This is a genomic window from Streptomyces sp. CB00316, from assembly GCF_001905595.1.
Taxonomy (GTDB): domain Bacteria; phylum Actinomycetota; class Actinomycetes; order Streptomycetales; family Streptomycetaceae; genus Streptomyces.
This window is the reverse complement of record NZ_LIXI01000004.1, coordinates 586,312-603,233: the sequence shown is the minus strand read 5'-3', so window position 1 is coordinate 603,233 and position 16,922 is coordinate 586,312. Positions and strand designations below refer to the sequence as shown.

Annotated in this window: 13 protein-coding genes and 2 pseudogenes; 8 read left to right on the top strand and 7 right to left on the bottom strand. The window is 67.4% G+C overall.

Annotated features, from left to right (window positions below; all coding sequences use genetic code 11):
- Positions 1-6: 6 nt before the first annotated feature.
- The 7 genes and pseudogenes from AMK21_RS14385 (at position 7) to AMK21_RS14350 (ending at position 6,900) form a co-directional block, all read left to right on the top strand.
- Entirely contained in the window at positions 7-1,353 is a 1,347-nt protein-coding gene (locus AMK21_RS14385) for a PspC domain-containing protein (protein WP_073877754.1), read from the top strand.
- The gene (locus AMK21_RS35405; RefSeq protein WP_073877752.1) at positions 1,340-1,603 is read left to right on the top strand and encodes a hypothetical protein; all 264 of its coding nucleotides are present in this window, start codon (positions 1,340-1,342) and stop codon (positions 1,601-1,603) included. Before AMK21_RS14385 ends, AMK21_RS35405 begins: the two co-directional genes overlap by 14 nt.
- Positions 1,604-1,643: 40 nt before the next feature.
- The gene (locus tag AMK21_RS14375) at positions 1,644-3,191 is read left to right on the top strand and encodes a recombinase family protein (RefSeq protein ID WP_079181152.1); all 1,548 of its coding nucleotides are present in this window, start codon (positions 1,644-1,646) and stop codon (positions 3,189-3,191) included.
- A 305-nt stretch (positions 3,192-3,496) separates the two neighbouring features.
- Positions 3,497-3,706: a hypothetical protein gene (locus tag AMK21_RS14370; protein WP_073877748.1), complete on the top strand. Its 210-nt coding sequence runs from the start codon at positions 3,497-3,499 to the stop codon at positions 3,704-3,706.
- Positions 3,690-4,214, top strand: coding sequence for a DUF6879 family protein (locus AMK21_RS14365; protein ID WP_073877746.1), 525 nt, complete (start codon positions 3,690-3,692; stop codon positions 4,212-4,214). The genes AMK21_RS14370 and AMK21_RS14365 overlap by 17 nt, the downstream gene beginning before the upstream one ends.
- A pseudogene (locus AMK21_RS14360) lies at positions 4,204-5,037 on the top strand (helix-turn-helix domain-containing protein). The gene AMK21_RS14365 and the pseudogene AMK21_RS14360 overlap by 11 nt, the downstream one beginning before the upstream one ends.
- 1,275 nt (positions 5,038-6,312) lie before the next feature.
- On the top strand, positions 6,313-6,900 hold the full coding sequence (locus AMK21_RS14350; RefSeq protein ID WP_199863189.1) for a recombinase family protein: 588 nt from the start codon (positions 6,313-6,315) through the stop codon (positions 6,898-6,900).
- A gap of 49 nt (positions 6,901-6,949) precedes the next feature.
- On the opposite strand, the gene AMK21_RS14345 is transcribed toward AMK21_RS14350, so the two are convergent.
- The 5 genes and pseudogenes from AMK21_RS14345 to guaA all read right to left on the bottom strand — a co-directional run bounded on the left by AMK21_RS14345 (position 6,950) and on the right by guaA (position 12,131).
- Complete coding sequence (locus tag AMK21_RS14345) at positions 6,950-7,459, bottom strand: DoxX family protein (RefSeq protein ID WP_073877742.1); 510 nt, start codon at positions 7,457-7,459, stop codon at positions 6,950-6,952.
- Positions 7,460-7,561: 102 nt separating this feature from the next.
- Positions 7,562-8,830 (bottom strand): hypothetical protein, encoded by a 1,269-nt coding sequence (locus tag AMK21_RS14340; protein WP_073877740.1) that lies wholly within the window; start codon positions 8,828-8,830, stop codon positions 7,562-7,564.
- A gap of 112 nt (positions 8,831-8,942) precedes the next feature.
- Positions 8,943-9,731 (bottom strand): class II aldolase/adducin family protein, encoded by a 789-nt coding sequence (locus AMK21_RS14335; protein ID WP_073877738.1) that lies wholly within the window; start codon positions 9,729-9,731, stop codon positions 8,943-8,945.
- Between the two features lie 78 nt (positions 9,732-9,809).
- Positions 9,810-10,417 (bottom strand): annotated as a pseudogene (locus AMK21_RS14330) (Uma2 family endonuclease).
- 127 nt (positions 10,418-10,544) lie between these two features.
- Complete coding sequence (guaA, locus tag AMK21_RS14325; RefSeq protein ID WP_073877736.1) at positions 10,545-12,131, bottom strand: glutamine-hydrolyzing GMP synthase; 1,587 nt, start codon at positions 12,129-12,131, stop codon at positions 10,545-10,547.
- A 341-nt stretch (positions 12,132-12,472) separates the two neighbouring features.
- On the opposite strand from guaA, the gene AMK21_RS14320 reads away from it, so the two are divergent.
- Entirely contained in the window at positions 12,473-12,793 is a 321-nt protein-coding gene (locus AMK21_RS14320; RefSeq protein WP_073877735.1) for a chorismate mutase, read from the top strand.
- A gap of 342 nt (positions 12,794-13,135) precedes the next feature.
- On the opposite strand, the gene AMK21_RS14315 is transcribed toward AMK21_RS14320, so the two are convergent.
- Positions 13,136-14,902, bottom strand: a complete 1,767-nt coding sequence (locus AMK21_RS14315) for a peptidase (protein WP_073877734.1) — start codon at positions 14,900-14,902, stop codon at positions 13,136-13,138.
- 94 nt (positions 14,903-14,996) lie between these two features.
- A complete protein-coding gene (locus AMK21_RS14310) occupies positions 14,997-16,877 on the bottom strand; it encodes a GMC family oxidoreductase N-terminal domain-containing protein (protein WP_073877732.1) in 1,881 nt (626 codons plus the stop codon).
- Between the last annotated feature and the right edge of the window lie 45 nt (positions 16,878-16,922).

The following is a 16,922-nucleotide window of genomic DNA, read 5'->3' as shown; positions in this document are numbered from 1 at the left end:
GGGGGTATGACCGCTCCTTCGGACGCCGCCCCCGGCGTCGCGCCCCCCGACGCCCCCGGACCGCAGCTGCGGCGCAGCCCGCGGCAGAAGGTGGTGGCCGGGGTCTGCGGCGGACTCGGCCGGTACTGCGACGTGGACCCGGTGATCTTCCGGATCGTGCTCGGTGTCCTCTCGGCGACCGGCGGGATCGGCCTGATCTTCTACGGCTTCGCCTGGCTCCTGCTGCCCCTGGAGGGCGAGGAGGAGAACGAGGCGCGCCGGCTGCTGTCGGGCCGGGTCGACGGGGCGTCGCTGGTGGCGCTGCTGCTGGCGCTGATCGGCTGCGGGCTCTTCCTGTCGATGCTGGGCAACCGGGGGATGCTGGCGTTCGCCGCGCTGCTCTCGGTGGCCGTCGTCGGCTGCTCGGTGTGGACGCAGTCCCGTAGGGCGTCGGCGCCGGAGGATCCGGCGGCCCCGCCGGGCACTCCCGCCGCCCCGGCCCACCCGCACACCGGCGGCCTCGGGACGCCCCCGCCGGAGGTGAAGGCGCCGCCGACGCCGGGCGGTCCGTCGTGGTGGCGGGACCCGATCGTCAAGGACGGTACGACGGGGCCGGTCGGCTCCGGCTATCTGTGGGGCCCCCCGGACACGGACCTGGAGGCGGCGCAGGCGAAGGTGCGGGCCGGGCGCCCCAGCCCGGACGCCCCGTTCCGCCCGCCGGCTCCGGCGCCCGCAGCGCCGGGGCCGCGCTCGATCGGCGGCCTGGTCTTCCTGACCGCGCTGGTGGCGGGCGGCCTGGGCACCGGGCTGAGCTGGGAGCAGCAGCCGCTGGGCACGGCGCTGCAGATCGGCCTGGTCGCCGCGCTCGCGGTCTTCGGGCTCGGCCTGCTGGTCTCCTCGGCTCTGGGGCGGACCGGGTTCGGCACAGTGCTGATGGCGATGGTCACGGCGGTGCTGCTGGCGGGCGCGACGATGCTGCCGAAGGAGATCAGCACGGACTGGGCCCGCCAGGAGTGGCGTCCGGCCGAGGTCGCCGCCGTACAGCAGCGGTACGAGCTGGGCAGCGGGGACGCCCGGCTGGACCTGTCCGGGGTGGTGGTCCCGCCGGGCGAGACCGTGCGCACCCGGCTGGAGGTCGGGGCGGGGCGGGCGGCCGTCGTCGTCCCGAAGGACGTGACGGTGAAGGTCCGGGCCGAGGCCGGCCTCGGGGAGATCCGGCTGGAGGAGGGGCAGCGGGTCCAGGTCCGCATCAACAGCGACCAGACGTCGCGGCGTACGCTGCCGCCGCCCAAGGGCAGCAAGCCGGCCGGGACGATCGAGCTGGAAGTGGAAGTCGGAGTCGGACAGGTGGAGGTCAGCCGTGCTGCGTCATGAGTTCCGGCCCGGACGGGCGGTGGCGGGTCTGGCGATGCTGGCCCTGGCCGGGGGGTACGCGGCCGACGCGGCCGGTGCGTGGGAGGTCCCGTGGACCTTCTTCCTCCCGGTCTTCCTCGGCGGCCTGTGGCTGGCCATTACGGCGACCTGGGCCGCCTACATGCTGCGGCGCCGCCGGGACGCGAGGAAGGCGTCGACGGAGAACATCGAGGCGCCCGCGAGCACCAGGGGCAGCCACGCCATCAAGTAGGGCAGGTCGTTGCCGTACTGCTGTTGTAGGGTCACTTCCTGTGAAGACTGTGCGGGTACTGATCGCCCTGCGGATCAGCAACGAGACCGACGCATCCACGTCGCTGGAGCGGCAACTTCGGGACTGCAAGGCCTACGCCGACGAGAGGCACCACCTGGGGTGGCAAGTGGTGGGCGTAGCCAAGGATGCTCATATCTCCGCCACCAAGTCTCATCCATTCGATAGGCCCGAACTCGGGGAATGGCTGAACAACCGAGCACCTGATTTCGACCTACTGCTCTTCTGGAAGATGGACAGGTTCGTCCGCAAAGTCGTCGACATGCAAGACATGATCAAATGGGCGACAGCCCACGGCGGCAAATCTCTGGTCTCAGCCAAGGAACCAGTACTCGATATGGTCGGCCCTTTCCGGCACGTCATCATCGACCTGTTTGCGGCCATAGCCGAGACTGAAGCACAGAACATTTCCATGCGAGTTAAGTCGTTCCAGAACTACGCCAAGTCCAAGAATGTCTGGGCCAAGGGAAACCCTCCCTACGGTTATGAATCCTTCCGTGACATCGACGGAGCAATGAGACTCCGAGTACGCGAAAGCCAGAAGAAAGTAATTCGGGAGATCCATAAGCGAGTAGTTGAGGATGGAGAGCCTTACTCGACTATCTGCGATGACTTCAACGCCAGAGGAATTCTGTCCCCTGGAGCCGAAAGGATGTCGAATCGCCGGAAAAACAATGGCGACCCTCTACCTGTATGGCGGAGCCGAACTCTCACTACTATTTTGAGGTCTGAAACCATCCTCGGCTGGAAGTGCGAGGAGATAAAGGCACCCGGAAAGCAGTACGGAGCGTCCCAGCCTATTCTGACTTCCGAGGGAAAGATTCGGATGGCTGATCCGATTCTCACAAACGACGAGTGGGACAAGCTCCAGGATGAAATGAATGGACGCCCTAGGTCCGCCCGTCGCACTACAAAGAACACGACTGCATATCGTGGAGTCGTCCTGTGTGGCGGGTGCGGCAGGAACCTCTATCTCTTCAATCCGGAGAGGCAACAGGGTAAGCCTGTGTACCGCTGCAACAAGTCAGCCAACCGGGATTCCTGCGGCAAGGGGTACGCCTTCCGTGCCGAGAAGGTGAGGGAGCTTGTAGAGACAATGATCCTGGGAATTATCGGAGACTTTCCCATGTATGAGCGTCACTACGTCAAGGGCTCGAACAATACTCAGAGGCTTCACGAGATTGAGCAATACGTGACGGAGCTCCAGAGGACCATCCGTCCCGGCGGAAAGAACTCATCTGGATTCGCCAGGAAATCCACCGAGGAAGAGATCACAGCGCTGCACGAGGAACACGATTCCCTTTCAGCCGAGGGCGACAAGCCTGACCGTTACGAGTACCGGGATACCGGGGAAACCTTCCGCCACATGTGGGAGAGAAATGAAGGCAATGACGACGAAAGGACTCGCCACCTCCTAAAGGCGGGAATCAGCATGAGGCTGAACCCCCTCATTAAGGGGGTTTCAAATACCGTCGATTTTGGCGCAGAGGTTGACCTAGGAAATCGGTCTCAGCCATTCACCGTCCACTGATAGACGGTTCCTATTCTAATGGCCTGGGCTCTCTCATGTCCGGCAACTCCAGGACAGCCCTTACAAATGGCTGACCCTGTATTCACTCAGGATGAGTGGGAGTCGATGCAGGCTGCCGTACAGAAGCGCACGCACACCGAAGAGCGGCGCACCACCGAGGCCAGCAACCCTTTCAACCTCACCCCTCTGACTTGAGGTCTACCCGGTAACGCGAATATTTTTGCTACCGCATAGACACCCGACACCACGTCTCGTACGGTCATGACCACCAGCCCAACGGGGCTGTTTCAACAAGGGGGTTCAGCATGGCTCGTGAGGAACTGACTCGGCTCACCGGCAACGTCGGCGGTCCCAACTGCGATGACGACGACTGCCCGAACCTCTACAAGACCGCGTCCGGCTCCATCGTCGTCCAGGGCAACGTATCGGATGCCTTCCAGCCCCCGACAGGGGAAGGGCTTGTGGAGATCCCTGAGAGCGTGCTGAGGGAGGCTTTCCGTGCCCTTGGATGGTGAAGCCTGGCGAAGGTTCTTCGACGCCTTCGAGCGGGAAGCGTGGCGCTTCGAAGCACAGCCCACGTACACCATGCCCAAGGAACAGGAGAACGTGACTCGCTTTCTCCGGGGCGAGAGCAAGCCTGCCGAACACAATGCCCGCTGGCATGAGCGGGTCTGTGGATACGTAGGGTCTGGCAAGAATATCGGGCGTGTCAGGATCGTACGCCAGCCACTTACGGACTACCAGCGCTATCAATTCGCTTGGGGAATCCCGGGCAACATCGTTGCCGGAGAGGACATCCGCATCTTGGATGTGACGCGGGAGGATTACGGCTTGCCGATTTCTCTCCGCGACTGGTGGATTTTCGATGGGGCCAGAATCGCCCACCTGAACTTCCGCCCGGACGGAACTCAGATCAACCGTGAGGAGTACGAGGGAGATCCGGCCCCGTACCGGGAATGGCGGAGGATCGCAATGGAACACGCCGTGCCTTTCGAGGAGTACGTGAAGGGCCTTGACATTTGACCCCGGGCAGCTAGGCCAGTCAAAAGCTGACCTGGCGGAAAGACTTCGTGAGATGCGCAAGCGGGCCGGGCGTACTCAAGTCTGGCTCGCTAAGCGCTGCAATATTTCCCAAACGAAGCTCAGCAACATTGAGACGGCTCGGATCACGCCCGGAATTGTCGATGTTGAGTTGATCCTTAGGGCACTCGATGCACCACAAGAACTCGTGGCGGAAGTGACGGCCCTAGCACGTCTTGCGAATACAGAGTGGCAAGGAAAGCGGTCATCTTGGCGTAGAGGCTTGGAGAAGCGGCAAGCGGAATTGGCGGGCTTGGAGAAGTAGGCTGAGAAACTTCGGTATTTCCTACCCGCCATGGTCACCGGATTGCTAGCTACCCCTGAATACATCAGGGCCAGCCTTGACCACTCTCCTGTAGACACGTCAAAGACCGTGGCGCGCAAGCTGGAACGCCAAGCGGTTCTCTATGACACCGCTAAGCAATTCACGTTCCTGCTGACAGAACAAGCAGTCAGATGGGCAATCGTTCCCCAATCAGCCCTGGCCGTTCAGATTGACCGACTCGCATCCCTTTCCCATCTACCCAATGTACGTATCGGGGTAATCCCCCTGGGCGTTCCGGTGAGCCGTGGCCCCATGAACACCTTCACCGTGTATGACCAGCGGCTAGCAACGGTAGAGACATTCACCGGGAGAATCGTATTTCAGGATGCTCGGGACATCACTGAACACCTCGAAGTGTTTGCCCTCTACGAACGACACGCACTATTCGGCAATGAGGCGCGCAGCCTCCTAACGCAGTGGGCACAGTCCTGTCGTCCATGATCGTCTACCCGACAACATGAATATTGCTTGGCTCGGCACTCATCCCACGAGATCATTGGCTGTCGATTCTCAAGGCGTGAGGGGTACGTAATGGAAACCGGGACAGACAGGTTCGAGTATGTGACGTACACGGCGAAGCGCGAGACCTGCCCGTCATGCAACATGCCCATCCCCCTTCATCAGATCGCCCGGCGGGGAATGCTCGCCAGTAAGGACGGTCCGCCGAAGGTGACTTACTGGCACATCCAGTGCGCCAAGGCAGACGGGTCCCGCCGATGACCCGCTCAGTCTTCCGGTATGTCGAACACCGAATCTGAGACCCGGAGTCCATGCCCACGGTGGTTGCAAGTTGCCTCTATGTCGACTGTGGCTGGGCTGCCGTTCCCGGGCCGGACGTGGCCGAGGTTGATCGGCAGTGCATGACGCATACGGGTCTGAACAGTGGCCACGGCCGCTTCCTTCGAGGGTTTGAAGACATTGCCCTCGTTCATCGGGTCTCCTCGGAGAGATCCTGACCATAGTCGAAGCCAATGAACAAGCCCTGGCTCTAATGGCCGGGGCTTTCTCATGCACTCATCCTTAGCTCTCTACTCTGAGATCAGAATCAGAGAGAGGCTAATTACAGGGCATCCCTTTTCGGGGATGCCCTGTAGCGGTACTGTACCGATAGTACTTACTACAGCAGTTACTACATAGAGAGTATTAGTGGTTATATATAGATCAACCTTCTATGAAATACGTAGGTGTCCTCTGCTGAGATGTGGGACACGAACCCCCAGAAGTGAGATGCAGCTCACAGGGCCAAGGCAAGCAAGAGAGGCTTTAGCCCTCTGGCGTCCCGGCGATTATCCCTAGCCAGCCCAGGAAGGGCCCTATATGGCTCCCTGGGCGCCTCGGAGTCCTCTTGGGTATCTCATACCGGCAGTGACCCCCAAAGGCTCTCACGGACCCCTGTGGACCCCGGAACCCGTACACGATGAAAGGAAGGCCCCCCGGCGGTCCCCATGAAGAACGATTCAGGCATTACCCCGGGGGGCCGCTACGCACCCTCCGAACAACTATTTTTCATCGGCACCAGCGAACGGAGCGCAGAGTTAGAGCCCCGAGGAAGGCGCAGCCGGGGCCCACGACGGGGAGAGCGGACGTCTCGGAAACGATGGTTTACGAGACACCCGGGAAGCAGGCCCCCGAGGGCCCTGAGAGCTGTTCAAAACTCGTCTCACAACCACCTCTGAAGCCTTTATGTTCTGAGATGAGTTATGAGACACTTGAGACATGACAACGAATATGAGCACCCGGACCACTGGCCACCTCATCGGATACAAGCGAGTGAGTGGCAAGGCACAGGATGTGCAGCTTCAGACAGATGCCATGGAAGAGGCAGGCTGCACCAAAGTCTTTGAAGACAAACTGTCCGGGAAGAACACGGAGCGTCCTGGTCTCCATGCTGCTCTGGAGTACATGAGAGAGGGAGACACGCTCTGCGTCTGGAAGCTTGACAGGTTGGGCAGGTCCACCAAGGACGTACTTACCATCGCCGAGGAACTACACAGCCGTGGAATCGCTCTGCGGATTCTCACCGGGACTCTGGCCGGTAGCTACTCCCCCAAGGGGGAAGGCAAGTTCTTCTTCACCATGATGGTTGCCTTCGCTGAGCTAGAACGAGACATGATCGTCGAGAGGACCAGGGCAGGACTGGACGCCGCCAAGGCCCAAGGACGTACCGGAGGAAGACCCAGTGTCATCACTGATGACCTGTTGACTCTGGCCAAGGCCAGGAAGGCCAAGGGAGAGTCCGTGAACGCCATAGCCAAGGCTCTAGGAGTGTCCCGGGCCACCCTGTACCGGCACCTGACTGACTAGGACTCCAGTACCACCCACCAGGCCCCTGGCTCACCGTCAGGGGCCAGGCCTAGGAGGGCCTGTGGTTCCGGCGTCCGATCAAGGCATCCAAGGACCAGCGGGGCGCTCCGGCCAGCACGAGGGGCACCCAGCAAAACATGTACGGGAGGTCGTTGCCGTAGTAGTACGGGGTCGACTGCCAGCTCACCGTCAGCCAGAGGCTCAGCGAGATCAGCGCTCCGCCGAGCGCGGCGAGCCGGGCCCACAGGCCGACGAGGGTGCCGAGGCCGACGAGGAGCTCGCCGATCGCGATGGCGTAACCGAACCCTTCGGGGCTCTTGAGCGCCAGGTCGACGAGGGCGGGGATCGCGGAGGAGTCGCGGACCGTGTTCATCAACTCGCCGATCGAGCCGGAGCCGGTGGCGGAGAGGAACCCGCTGTCCGTCAGCTTGTCGAGCCCCGCGTAGACGAAGGTGACGCCGAGGAAGAGCCGCAGCGGTAGCAGGGCGTACTCACGCGCCCGCTCACGCAGTCCTCCCGGCTCGCCCAGACCGTACGAACCGCCGCCGTAACCGTTCATCACTGCCGCCCCGCTTCCCGAAGACCCGTCACCTGACCATACGTACGCCTGTACGGCGCCGCTCACCAGGGCTGCGGGGCGATAGACCGAAGAAGACGACCGTCAGTCCGTCACGTCGATGGAGCAGCGGTTGGTCTCCACCCCGGCGGCCGTGACGACCTGGACGTCGACGGTCCCCGGTTCGACCTCGACCGGCACGGGCACGGTGAGCGCGGTGTCGGTCGGGTTGGCGAAGCCTCCGGCGACCGGGATCAGCGGTACGTGGACGTGGACCGTGCCAATCCGTACGACGAGCCGGGCCAGCCGGTCGGGGCTGCCCGCGCCGGGCGGTACGAAGCCCGCGCCCCGGATCTCGATGTCGTCGCCGGTCCGGATCGGGGCGTCCAGGTCCCCGGCCTCCCGGGCGCGCACGACGGACAGCACGACCGGACGGCCGCCCTCCGCGTACTTCCCGGCGAAGTACGTCGCCGCCGAGACCGCCACCAGCAGGGCGAGCCCCCACGGCAGGTCGGGCAGCTGCTCGGGGCGGCGGGCCAGACGGACCCCGGCGAACAGTACGGCGACGGCGCTGACCAGCACGTACTGCACGTCGGTGAACGAGCCGCGCCCGGAGTCGTCGGTCAGCAGATCGGCTGCGCGCGGCCGGTCCGCGCGCAGCTTCTGGAGCCGCTGGCCCAGCACCCGTACGGTCACCACGCGGCGTACGACGACGGCGACGGCGCACACCAGCGCCAGTACGGTCAGCACCCCCGCGGACCGCACGAGGTCGAGCCCCTCGATCAGCGCGTCCCGGTCCTCGTGATCGGAGGCGCCCGCCAGCTGGAGGGCGAGGACGAGGACGGCGAAGGCGGCGAGCAGTACCCACGCGGCGGCGACGGCCCTGGAGGTGGAGAGCCGGTTGTCCTCACCGATCAGCGGGGCGAGGAGGCCGCCCCGGGCGCGGTGGAAGCGGGCGGCGACGGTCAGCAGGCAAGCGGTGACGAGCGCGGCGAGCAGAGCGGCGGTGCGGGCGGTGGTCCAGCCGGGCCCGATCGCGGTGAGGCTCGCCCCGACGAGCAGGGCGACGACGGCGCTCCAGACCACGAGCAGGGTGCCGCGCCACACATGGTGGAGCCAGACGTCCCCGGCGGCCCTGCCCCGTTCGGCGACGGTGCGGGCGGACTCGGTCAGCTCGTCGGAGACCCACTGCCGGGACGCGGAGGGCGACTGGGCGACCCCGGCGGGCAGGCCGTTCCCTGCTGCCAGTTCGTCCCGCTTGGCGAGGAACGCGGCGACCGCGCGCCGGTGCCCCTCGCGTGCTCCGTGCGGGCAGTCGCCGCACGTACAGCCTCCGCCGTGCGTGCCGCTCGCCCTTGCCTCGTCCAACGCCACGGAGATTTACACCCTTTCCCACCCCGGTACAACCAACTCACCTTCGATACCACCGAATTGTGCCGTACGGGACGGGCGTCCCACGCATCGGGTCGGACCCGGACGCCTAACGTCAGAACGTTCGACTGATCCGCTGCCACAGGGGCTGGTAGTTGATCCACGCCACCAGGTCGCTGCCGAGCTGCTCACGGGTGGTGACGGCGTCCCGGTGGTCGATCAGGACGGGCTTCCCGGCGGCGCGCGCCAGCAGCTGCACCTGACAGGCGCGCTCCATGGTCAGGAACCACCAGGCGGCCGCGTCGACCGAGTCCCCCACGGTCAGGAGCCCGTGGTTGCGCAGGATGACGGCCTTGCGCCCCCCGAGGGCCTCGGCGATCCGCCGCCCCTCCTCCTCGTCCACGACCACACCCGTGTACGCGTCGTACAACGCGTGCTCTTCATAGAAGGCACAGGCCTCCTGGGTGATCGGCTCGATCAGCTCCCCCAGCGCCGCCAGCGCCCGCCCGTGCACGGAGTGCGTGTGCGCGACGGCGACGGCTCCGGGCCGGGCCCGGTGCACGGCGGCGTGCACGGCGAAGGCGGCCTGGTTGACGTGGAAGCGCCCTTGGACGACCTGTCCGTCACCGTTGACGAGGATCAGGTCCCGCGGGGCGATACCGGCGAAGGGAGCCCCGAACGGGTTGACCCAGTAGCAGTCGGCCAGCCCCGGATCGCGCACGGTGATGTGCCCGGAGACCCCGTCCTCGTACCCGTACTCCCCGAACAGCCGCAACGCCCCGGCCAGCCGCTGCCTGCGGTATGTGCGCTCCTCGTCCGGCGACGCGTGCACGGGCGGCATCGCGAAGTGCAGCTGCTCGACGGGGATGGGTGCGGGGGCGGGCACGGCGGGCGGCTCGGACATGGCGGCTCCTCGGGTTCCCAGGGCGTACGGGACCGGAAGTTACCGCCGGGTGGGGGCGATGAGAAGGGGTGCGGCGGCCTAAGGACGGCGGCGGTTGATCGCGGTGAGGTCGATCTCCAGAGGGAACGGGACGGTCAACGTGAGCTTGTCCCGATGGATGCCCGTGGGTACGTAGACCTTCAGGGCGGGGTCGAGTTCGTAGACGTAGACGATCGGCTCCCTTCCTCGTCCGCCTCCACCCGCCAGAAGTGCCGCACTCCGGCAGCGGCGTACTTGCGGGGCTTGACCTCCCGGTCACGCTGTACCGAGTCGTCGGATACCACGTCGACGGCGAGCACGATGTCCTCGGGACGGAACCATGTCTGGCGTGGCCCCGTGTTCGCCCCGACGGGGAACACCAGCACGTCCGGCTCCGGCCGGTTCTTCTCGTCCAGCTTGATGGTCATCTCACGAAGGACGTCCAGGTCAGCCGGCGCCTGGTCCAGGAGGGCGTTCTCGAACAGACGCATGGCACGCCCGTGAAAGGCGGTCTGCGGACTCATGAAGACGAGGCTCCCGTCGATCAGCTCGGTGTGGGGCGGGAGGCCCGGAATCCGGTCGAGGTCGTCCGCCGTCCAGCCGCCCTCCGGCGGGACGGGCCACCGGTACGGCTGCTGTTCGAGCCTGGGCTCGGGTGCGGCGCTCATGATTACTCCCATACGCCGAAGTCTCGTCTCTTCACTCAGCGTACCCAGCCCCTACGACAATGCCGCCGCCCAAACGAATGAGCGACGGCATCAGCGTTGACCTAGGAGCTCACAGGGAGCGGAAAGGTCACTCCCACTCGATCGTCCCCGGCGGCTTGCTCGTCACGTCGAGGACCACGCGGTTGACGTCGGCGACCTCGTTGGTGATGCGGGTGGAGATCTTGGCCAGCGTCTCGTACGGCAGGCGCGACCAGTCCGCCGTCATGGCGTCCTCGGAGGAGACCGGGCGCAGCACGATCGGGTGGCCGTAGGTGCGGCCGTCGCCCTGGACGCCGACCGAGCGGACGTCGGCGAGGAGGACCACCGGGCACTGCCAGATGTCGCGGTCGAGGCCGGCCGCCGTCAGCTCCTCGCGGGCGATGGCGTCGGCCTCGCGGAGCAGGTCCAGGCGGTCCTTGGTGACCTCGCCGACGATGCGGATGCCGAGGCCGGGGCCGGGGAACGGCTGGCGCTGGACGATCTCCTCGGGGAGGCCCAGCTCCTGGCCGACCATGCGGACCTCGTCCTTGAACAGCTGGCGCAGCGGCTCGACGAGCTGGAACTCGATGTCGTCGGGGAGACCGCCGACGTTGTGGTGGGACTTGATGTTGGCGGTGCCGGTGCCGCCGCCGGACTCGACGACGTCCGGGTAGAGCGTGCCCTGGACGAGGAAGGCGACCTCGGGGCCCTCCTCCTGGAGGATCTCCAGCTGGGCCTGCTCGAAGACGCGGATGAACTCGCGGCCGATGATCTTCCGCTTCTGCTCCGGGTCGGAGACCCCGGCCAGGGCGTCGAGGAAGCGCTTCTCCGCGTCGACCACCTTCAGCTTCGCGCCGGTCGCGGCGACGAAGTCCTTCTCGACCTGCTCGGTCTCGCCCTTGCGCATCAGGCCGTGGTCGACGTAGACGCAGGTGAGCTGGGAGCCGATGGCCTTCTGGACGAGGGCCGCGGCGACCGCGGAGTCGACGCCGCCGGAGAGGCCGCAGATGGCTCGCTTGTCGCCGACCTGCTCGCGGATCGCGGCGATCTGCTCCTCGACCACGTTGGTGGTGGTCCAGTTCGGCTCGATGCCCGCGCCGCGGTACAGGAAGTGTTCCAGGACCTGCTGGCCGTGGGTCGAGTGCATGACCTCCGGGTGGTACTGCACCCCGTAGAGCTTCTTCTCGTCGTTCTCGAAGGCGGCGACCGGGACCACGTCCGTGGAGGCGGTGACGGTGAAGCCCTCGGGCGCGGCCGAGCAGGCGTCGCCGTGCGACATCCAGACCGGCTGCTCGGTGGGCGTGCCCTCGAAGAGCGTCGAGCCCGCCTTGGTGACGTGCAGCGGGGTGCGGCCGTACTCCCGGGCACCGTTGTCGTCGACCGTGCCGCCGAGGGCGGTCGCCATCAGCTGGAAGCCGTAGCACATGCCGAAGACGGGGACCCCGGCCTCGAAGAGCGAGCGGTCCAGGGAGGGGGCGCCCTCCGCGTAGACCGACGACGGGCCGCCGGACAGGATGATCGCGCGGGGGTTCTTCGCCAGCATCTCCGCCACCGGCATGGTGGACGGGACGATCTCGCTGTACACCCGGGCCTCACGGACACGGCGGGCGATGAGCTGGGCGTACTGCGCGCCGAAGTCCACAACGAGGACCACGTCGGCCGTGGTGTCGGGGGCGGCGGGGGGTGCTGCTGGCACGGGGCGGCCTTCCGGCGGTGGTGAAGGGGGTCGGTCCTTCCGATTCTACCGGCCGCACGTGAACCCTCCGCCGGGCCGGTGAGGCCAGGGGGCGGCGTCCTCCCGTCTCAGGATCCGGGCCCCGGCTTGGTGGGCCCGCCGGGCCGGGCCATACTGTCCCCATGCGTCAGCACACGACCTCCGTCTTTACCTATGGCATCCGGCCCGCCGGCTGCCATGGTCGTGCTGCTTGAGCTACTGACAAGCAACGTTCCAGGCGCCCCGGGCCATCAGGCCCGGGGCGTCTCGCGTGTCCGGGCCCATCGCCCCGGGTGGCCTCCACCCCACCAGGAGTCACCGCCATGAGCAGCACCACCACCAGCCCCGCCGGAAACACCGCCACCACCCCCGCCGAACGGACCGGCGCCCGCACCGACGAGGCCGCCGCCCTGATCGGCGGCGCCCGGGAGCGCATCGACACCCTCGACGACCGGATCATCGGCCTCGTCCAGGAACGGATGGCCGTCTCGGCGGTCATCCAGGAGGCCCGGATCACCTCCGGCGGCCGCCGTGTCAACCTCTCCCGCGAGACGGCCGTGCTCGGCCACTACAGGGACGCGCTGGGCAAGCCGGGCACCGCGCTGGCGATGACCCTGCTGGAGCTGTGCCGCGGCCGGGTGTGACCCGCGGGACGACGGCCGCAGGATCGTATCCGCGTTCGGTGCCCGTCTCACCCGTACGGCGCGTGACCGGGACCGGCGTGCCTTCGTTGGTCCCGGTGTCCGTGCCAACCAGGGGCGGCATCGGTGGAAAACCACGCGTGGCTCCGCCGGGACGTGTGACGTACCGCAGGTACGTCGTGGGACCACATCCCGGCGCACGTGACCGGTCCGCAGGGGACAGCGGCCCGGTCACCCCATGTGCGGCCGATCCCGGGGACGCCCGGGTCGGTCGCATCGGAACGTTCCGGGCGGAGGCCCTGTTCCCCCCTCCGCCCCCCGGCCAGGATCCCCCTCCGCCGTCGGTCAGACGTGCTGCGCGGCAGCCCGTCGCCGTGCCGCCGTGAACAGCAGCAGGCCCGCCGCCAGCGCCGCGGCCGCCGTGCCCGAGGCGATCAGGACGGTCGACCCCGTCGAGGCGAGGCCGCCCCCGCCGCCGGAGCCCTCGGCCGTGCCCGCCGGGCCTTCGCCTGACGCGGAGGATGTGGCGGCCTCCGAGGGTCCGTTGGTGCCGGACGGACTCTCCTCCGGGTCCGGGGCCGAGGTCGGCGGCGTGGACGGTTCGCCGGAGCCGCCGTCGGTGCCGCCCGTCGTGCCGCCGGATTCGGAGCCCTCGCCCTCGCCGTTCACGATCAGGTAGGCGGTGTTGTTGGCCGGCTCGGGGTCGAACGGCAGCTTGGGGTTCTGCAGCCACGTGTTGCGTACGGTGACCTCGCCGCTCGCGCCGACCACGCCCTTGTCGATCCGCAGCTCGAAGGACAGGTCGAGGCCGGACCCGTCCCGCACGGTCATGGAGGTGTTGCAGACGTAGCGCGGCGCCGGGCTTTTCTGGTCCTCGCGGTACTTGCCGTCGGCCGTCACCGCGCGGCAGCGGTCCGGCTTCGCGGTGACCGACGTGCCTTCGGGGACGGTGAAGTCGACGGTGGCGACATCCTCGCCTGAGCGGATGTGGCCGATCCACGCCGGGCCCTCGTTGCGGAAGCCGATGTCGGCCTTCACGGTGGAGCCTTCGGGCCCGGCCACCTTGCCGCCGTACGCCACGAAGTCTGCCGAGTTCTCCGTACGGAAGTCGGCCTCCTGCTGGTTGTCGTACGGGTCGAGGTCCACGCTCCTGGCCGCGGCACCCGTCTTCACCGGGACCGCCTTCAGCACGGCGCCGGCACCCCGCTCGAAGCGGGCGCCGGCGCGCTGGGCGGTGCGCTGGGCGGCGCTGTTCTCCTCGATGCGGTAGAGGAAGGTGTCGTAGAAGGCGCGCTTGGTGGCCTCCAGCGTCAGGGGGGTCGCCAGCGTGTACGTCGCGCCCGCCTCGAAGGCTCCCTCGACGGAGCAGAGCGCGGTGGTCCAGCCGAAGTCCGGCTGGTCCGGGTCGTCCACGGTGTACTCGCAGTTGGAGTAGCGCTGCGGAATGTCCAGGCCGCGTGAGTACCGCATCGTGAGCAGAACCCCGTCGGCGTCCCTGGTGCCGCGGTTGGCGAAGGTGATCGGAGCCTGCTGCTTGTCTCCCGGCGTCAGCTCCGTCCTGAACGGCAGCGGCTTCATCACGAGGTCGGGGCCGCCGACCGTGAGCCGGGTGGTGAACGGCGTGAATGCGGCGCCGTTCGCCTCGCCGGTCACCGTGATCGTGCCGGTGGCGCCGTCCTCGCTGCCGTCGGCGGCGGTGACGATGAGGTCGGCGGCTCCCTGGAGCCCGGGCCAGACACCCCAGTCCTCGCAGACGGCCTTCGCGCCGGTGACCTCGCACTCCGGACCCGACTCGCCGTCGAACGCCACGTCGGCGACGCCGGCGACACCGCTGAGGTCGAAGGTGAGCGTGAAAGCGCCGCCGAAGCCGCCGTTCTCCTCGTCCTCGGACGGGTTGTTGAGCGTGATCCCGACCGTGGCGGCCTTCGGCCGACCGCTCTCCGGATACGGGTGCAGGCCGGTCTCGGCCGGGCCGCCGAGCGTGAACACCGGCGTGTCCGCGGCCTGCGCCGGGGCGGCCGCGCCCGCGAGCGAGGCCGCGGCCAGCAGACCTGCGGCGGCGAGAGAGCCCGCGGCGCGGCGCAGCGCGGTTCTCGGGGAGAAGCGTGTCATCGGGGACCTCTGGTACGTGGCGGGCGCTGTGTGACTGCTGTGAGGCAGTACGGGTTCGACCGCGCAGCTCCGCGAACAGTTGCCCCGAGAAGGATCACGGATTGGGTACGGGTGTGTTCCCCACGCCCTCGACGCCCGCCCCGGCCTCCGCCGTCCCCTTCGGCGGCACCACCGGAATACCCAGGAACGGCAGCTTCAGCGCGCCGAACGCCTCCTTCGGCACGGCCGGCGCCAACGGCTCGACGGGGGCCAGGCGTTCGTAGGCCGCGCCCTGCTCCGGTCGCGGGTCCGCCTCGCCCTTGTTGGGCCAGAAGGACATCGCGCGCTCCGCCTGGGCGGTGATGGTCAGCGACGGGTTGACGCCCAGGTTGGCGGAGATCGCGGAGCCGTCGACGACGCTGATGCCGGGGTGGCCGTAGAGGCGGTGGTACGGGTCGATGACGCCCTCCTCCGCGCTCGCGCCGATCGGACAGCCGCCGAGGAAGTGGGCGGTGAGCGGGGTGCCCATCAGTTCGCCGACGTTGGAGCCGGCGAAGCCGTTGATCTCCTCGGCGAGGAGCGTGGCGCTGCGGGTGGCCTCCGGGATCTGGGCCGGGTTGGGCGCGCCGTGGCCCTGGCGGGCGGTGAGCAGGCCTTTGCCGATGCCGCCCGGTTTGCGGTACGTCGTCAGCGAGTTGTCCAGCGACTGCATGACGAGGCCGATGATCGTGCGCTCGGACCAGTGGTGGTTGGAGAGCGAACGGGCGGCGAGGGTGGGGTGCTTGATCATGTTGGCGAGCCAGCCGCGCACCCGGTGGGCCCCGTAGGGCACCTGGAGGATCGACATCGCGCCCATGGCGTTGGAGCCCTTGCCGTAACGCACCGGCTCGATGTGGGTGTTGTCGTCCGGGTGGATCGAGGAGGTGATCGCGACGCCCTGGGAGAAGTCGGCCTTGGCGATGCCGTGCTTCCGGCGGTAGCGGCGGTCGCTGGTCTGGGAGCCGACCAGGGCCTCGGAGTTGGTCCGGGTCAGCTCGCCGAGCTTCGCGGAGAGCCGGGGCAGCAGGCCGCGGTCCTTCATGGTGTGCAGCAGGGTCTGCGTGCCGTACGTGCCCGCCGCGACGACCACCTCGCGGGCGCGCAGCTTCGTGGGCTTGGCCTTGCGGCGCCGGTCGGTGGGAACGGTGAGGACCCGGTAGCCGCCCTCGGGGTCGTCGGTGACCGCGACGACGGAGGTCATCGGGTGGATGACCGCTCCGGCCTTCTCGGCGAGGTGGAGGTAGTTCTCGTTGAGGGTGTTCTTCGCGCCGTGGCGGCACCCCGTCATGCACTCGCCGCACTCGGTGCAGGCCTTGCGGGCGGGTCCGGCGCCCCCGAAGTACGGGTCGGGGACGGTGTCGCCGGGCTTCGCCCTGGCCGTGCCGTCGGCGTCCTTGCCGTCGCCGAAGAAGACGCCGACCGGGGCCAGGTGGAAGGTGTCGCCGACGCCCATCGCCTCGGCGGCGGCCTTGAGGTGGATGTCGGAGGGGGTCATGGTCGGGTTGAGGCGGACCCCGAGCATCCGGCGGGCCTGGTCGTAGTACGGCTTGAGCTCGTCCTGCCAGTCGGTGATCGAGGCCCACTGGCGGTCCTGGAAGAACGGGGCGGGCGGGACGTACAGCGTGTTGGCGTAGTTGAGTGAGCCGCCGCCGACCCCGGCGCCCGCGAGCACCATGACATTGCCGAGCAGATGGACGCGCTGGATGCCGAAGAGGCCCAGCGCGGGGGCCCAGAGGTAGTTCTTCAGGTCCCAGGAGGTCCTGGGGAGCGTGCCGGGGGTGAAGCGGCGGCCCGCCTCCAGGATGCCGACGCGGTACCCCTTCTCGGTCAGCCGGAGCGCCGACACCGCGCCCCCGAAGCCCGAGCCGACGACCAGGACGTCGTAGTCGTACGCGGCGTCGTCCTCGGCCGGCACATGGCTCACGGGCTGTTTCTGGGCAGGGCTGTCCTGGGACATGGCGCTCCTCCGTACGGAATCGGAACGAAAAGGGGCGGGCGACGT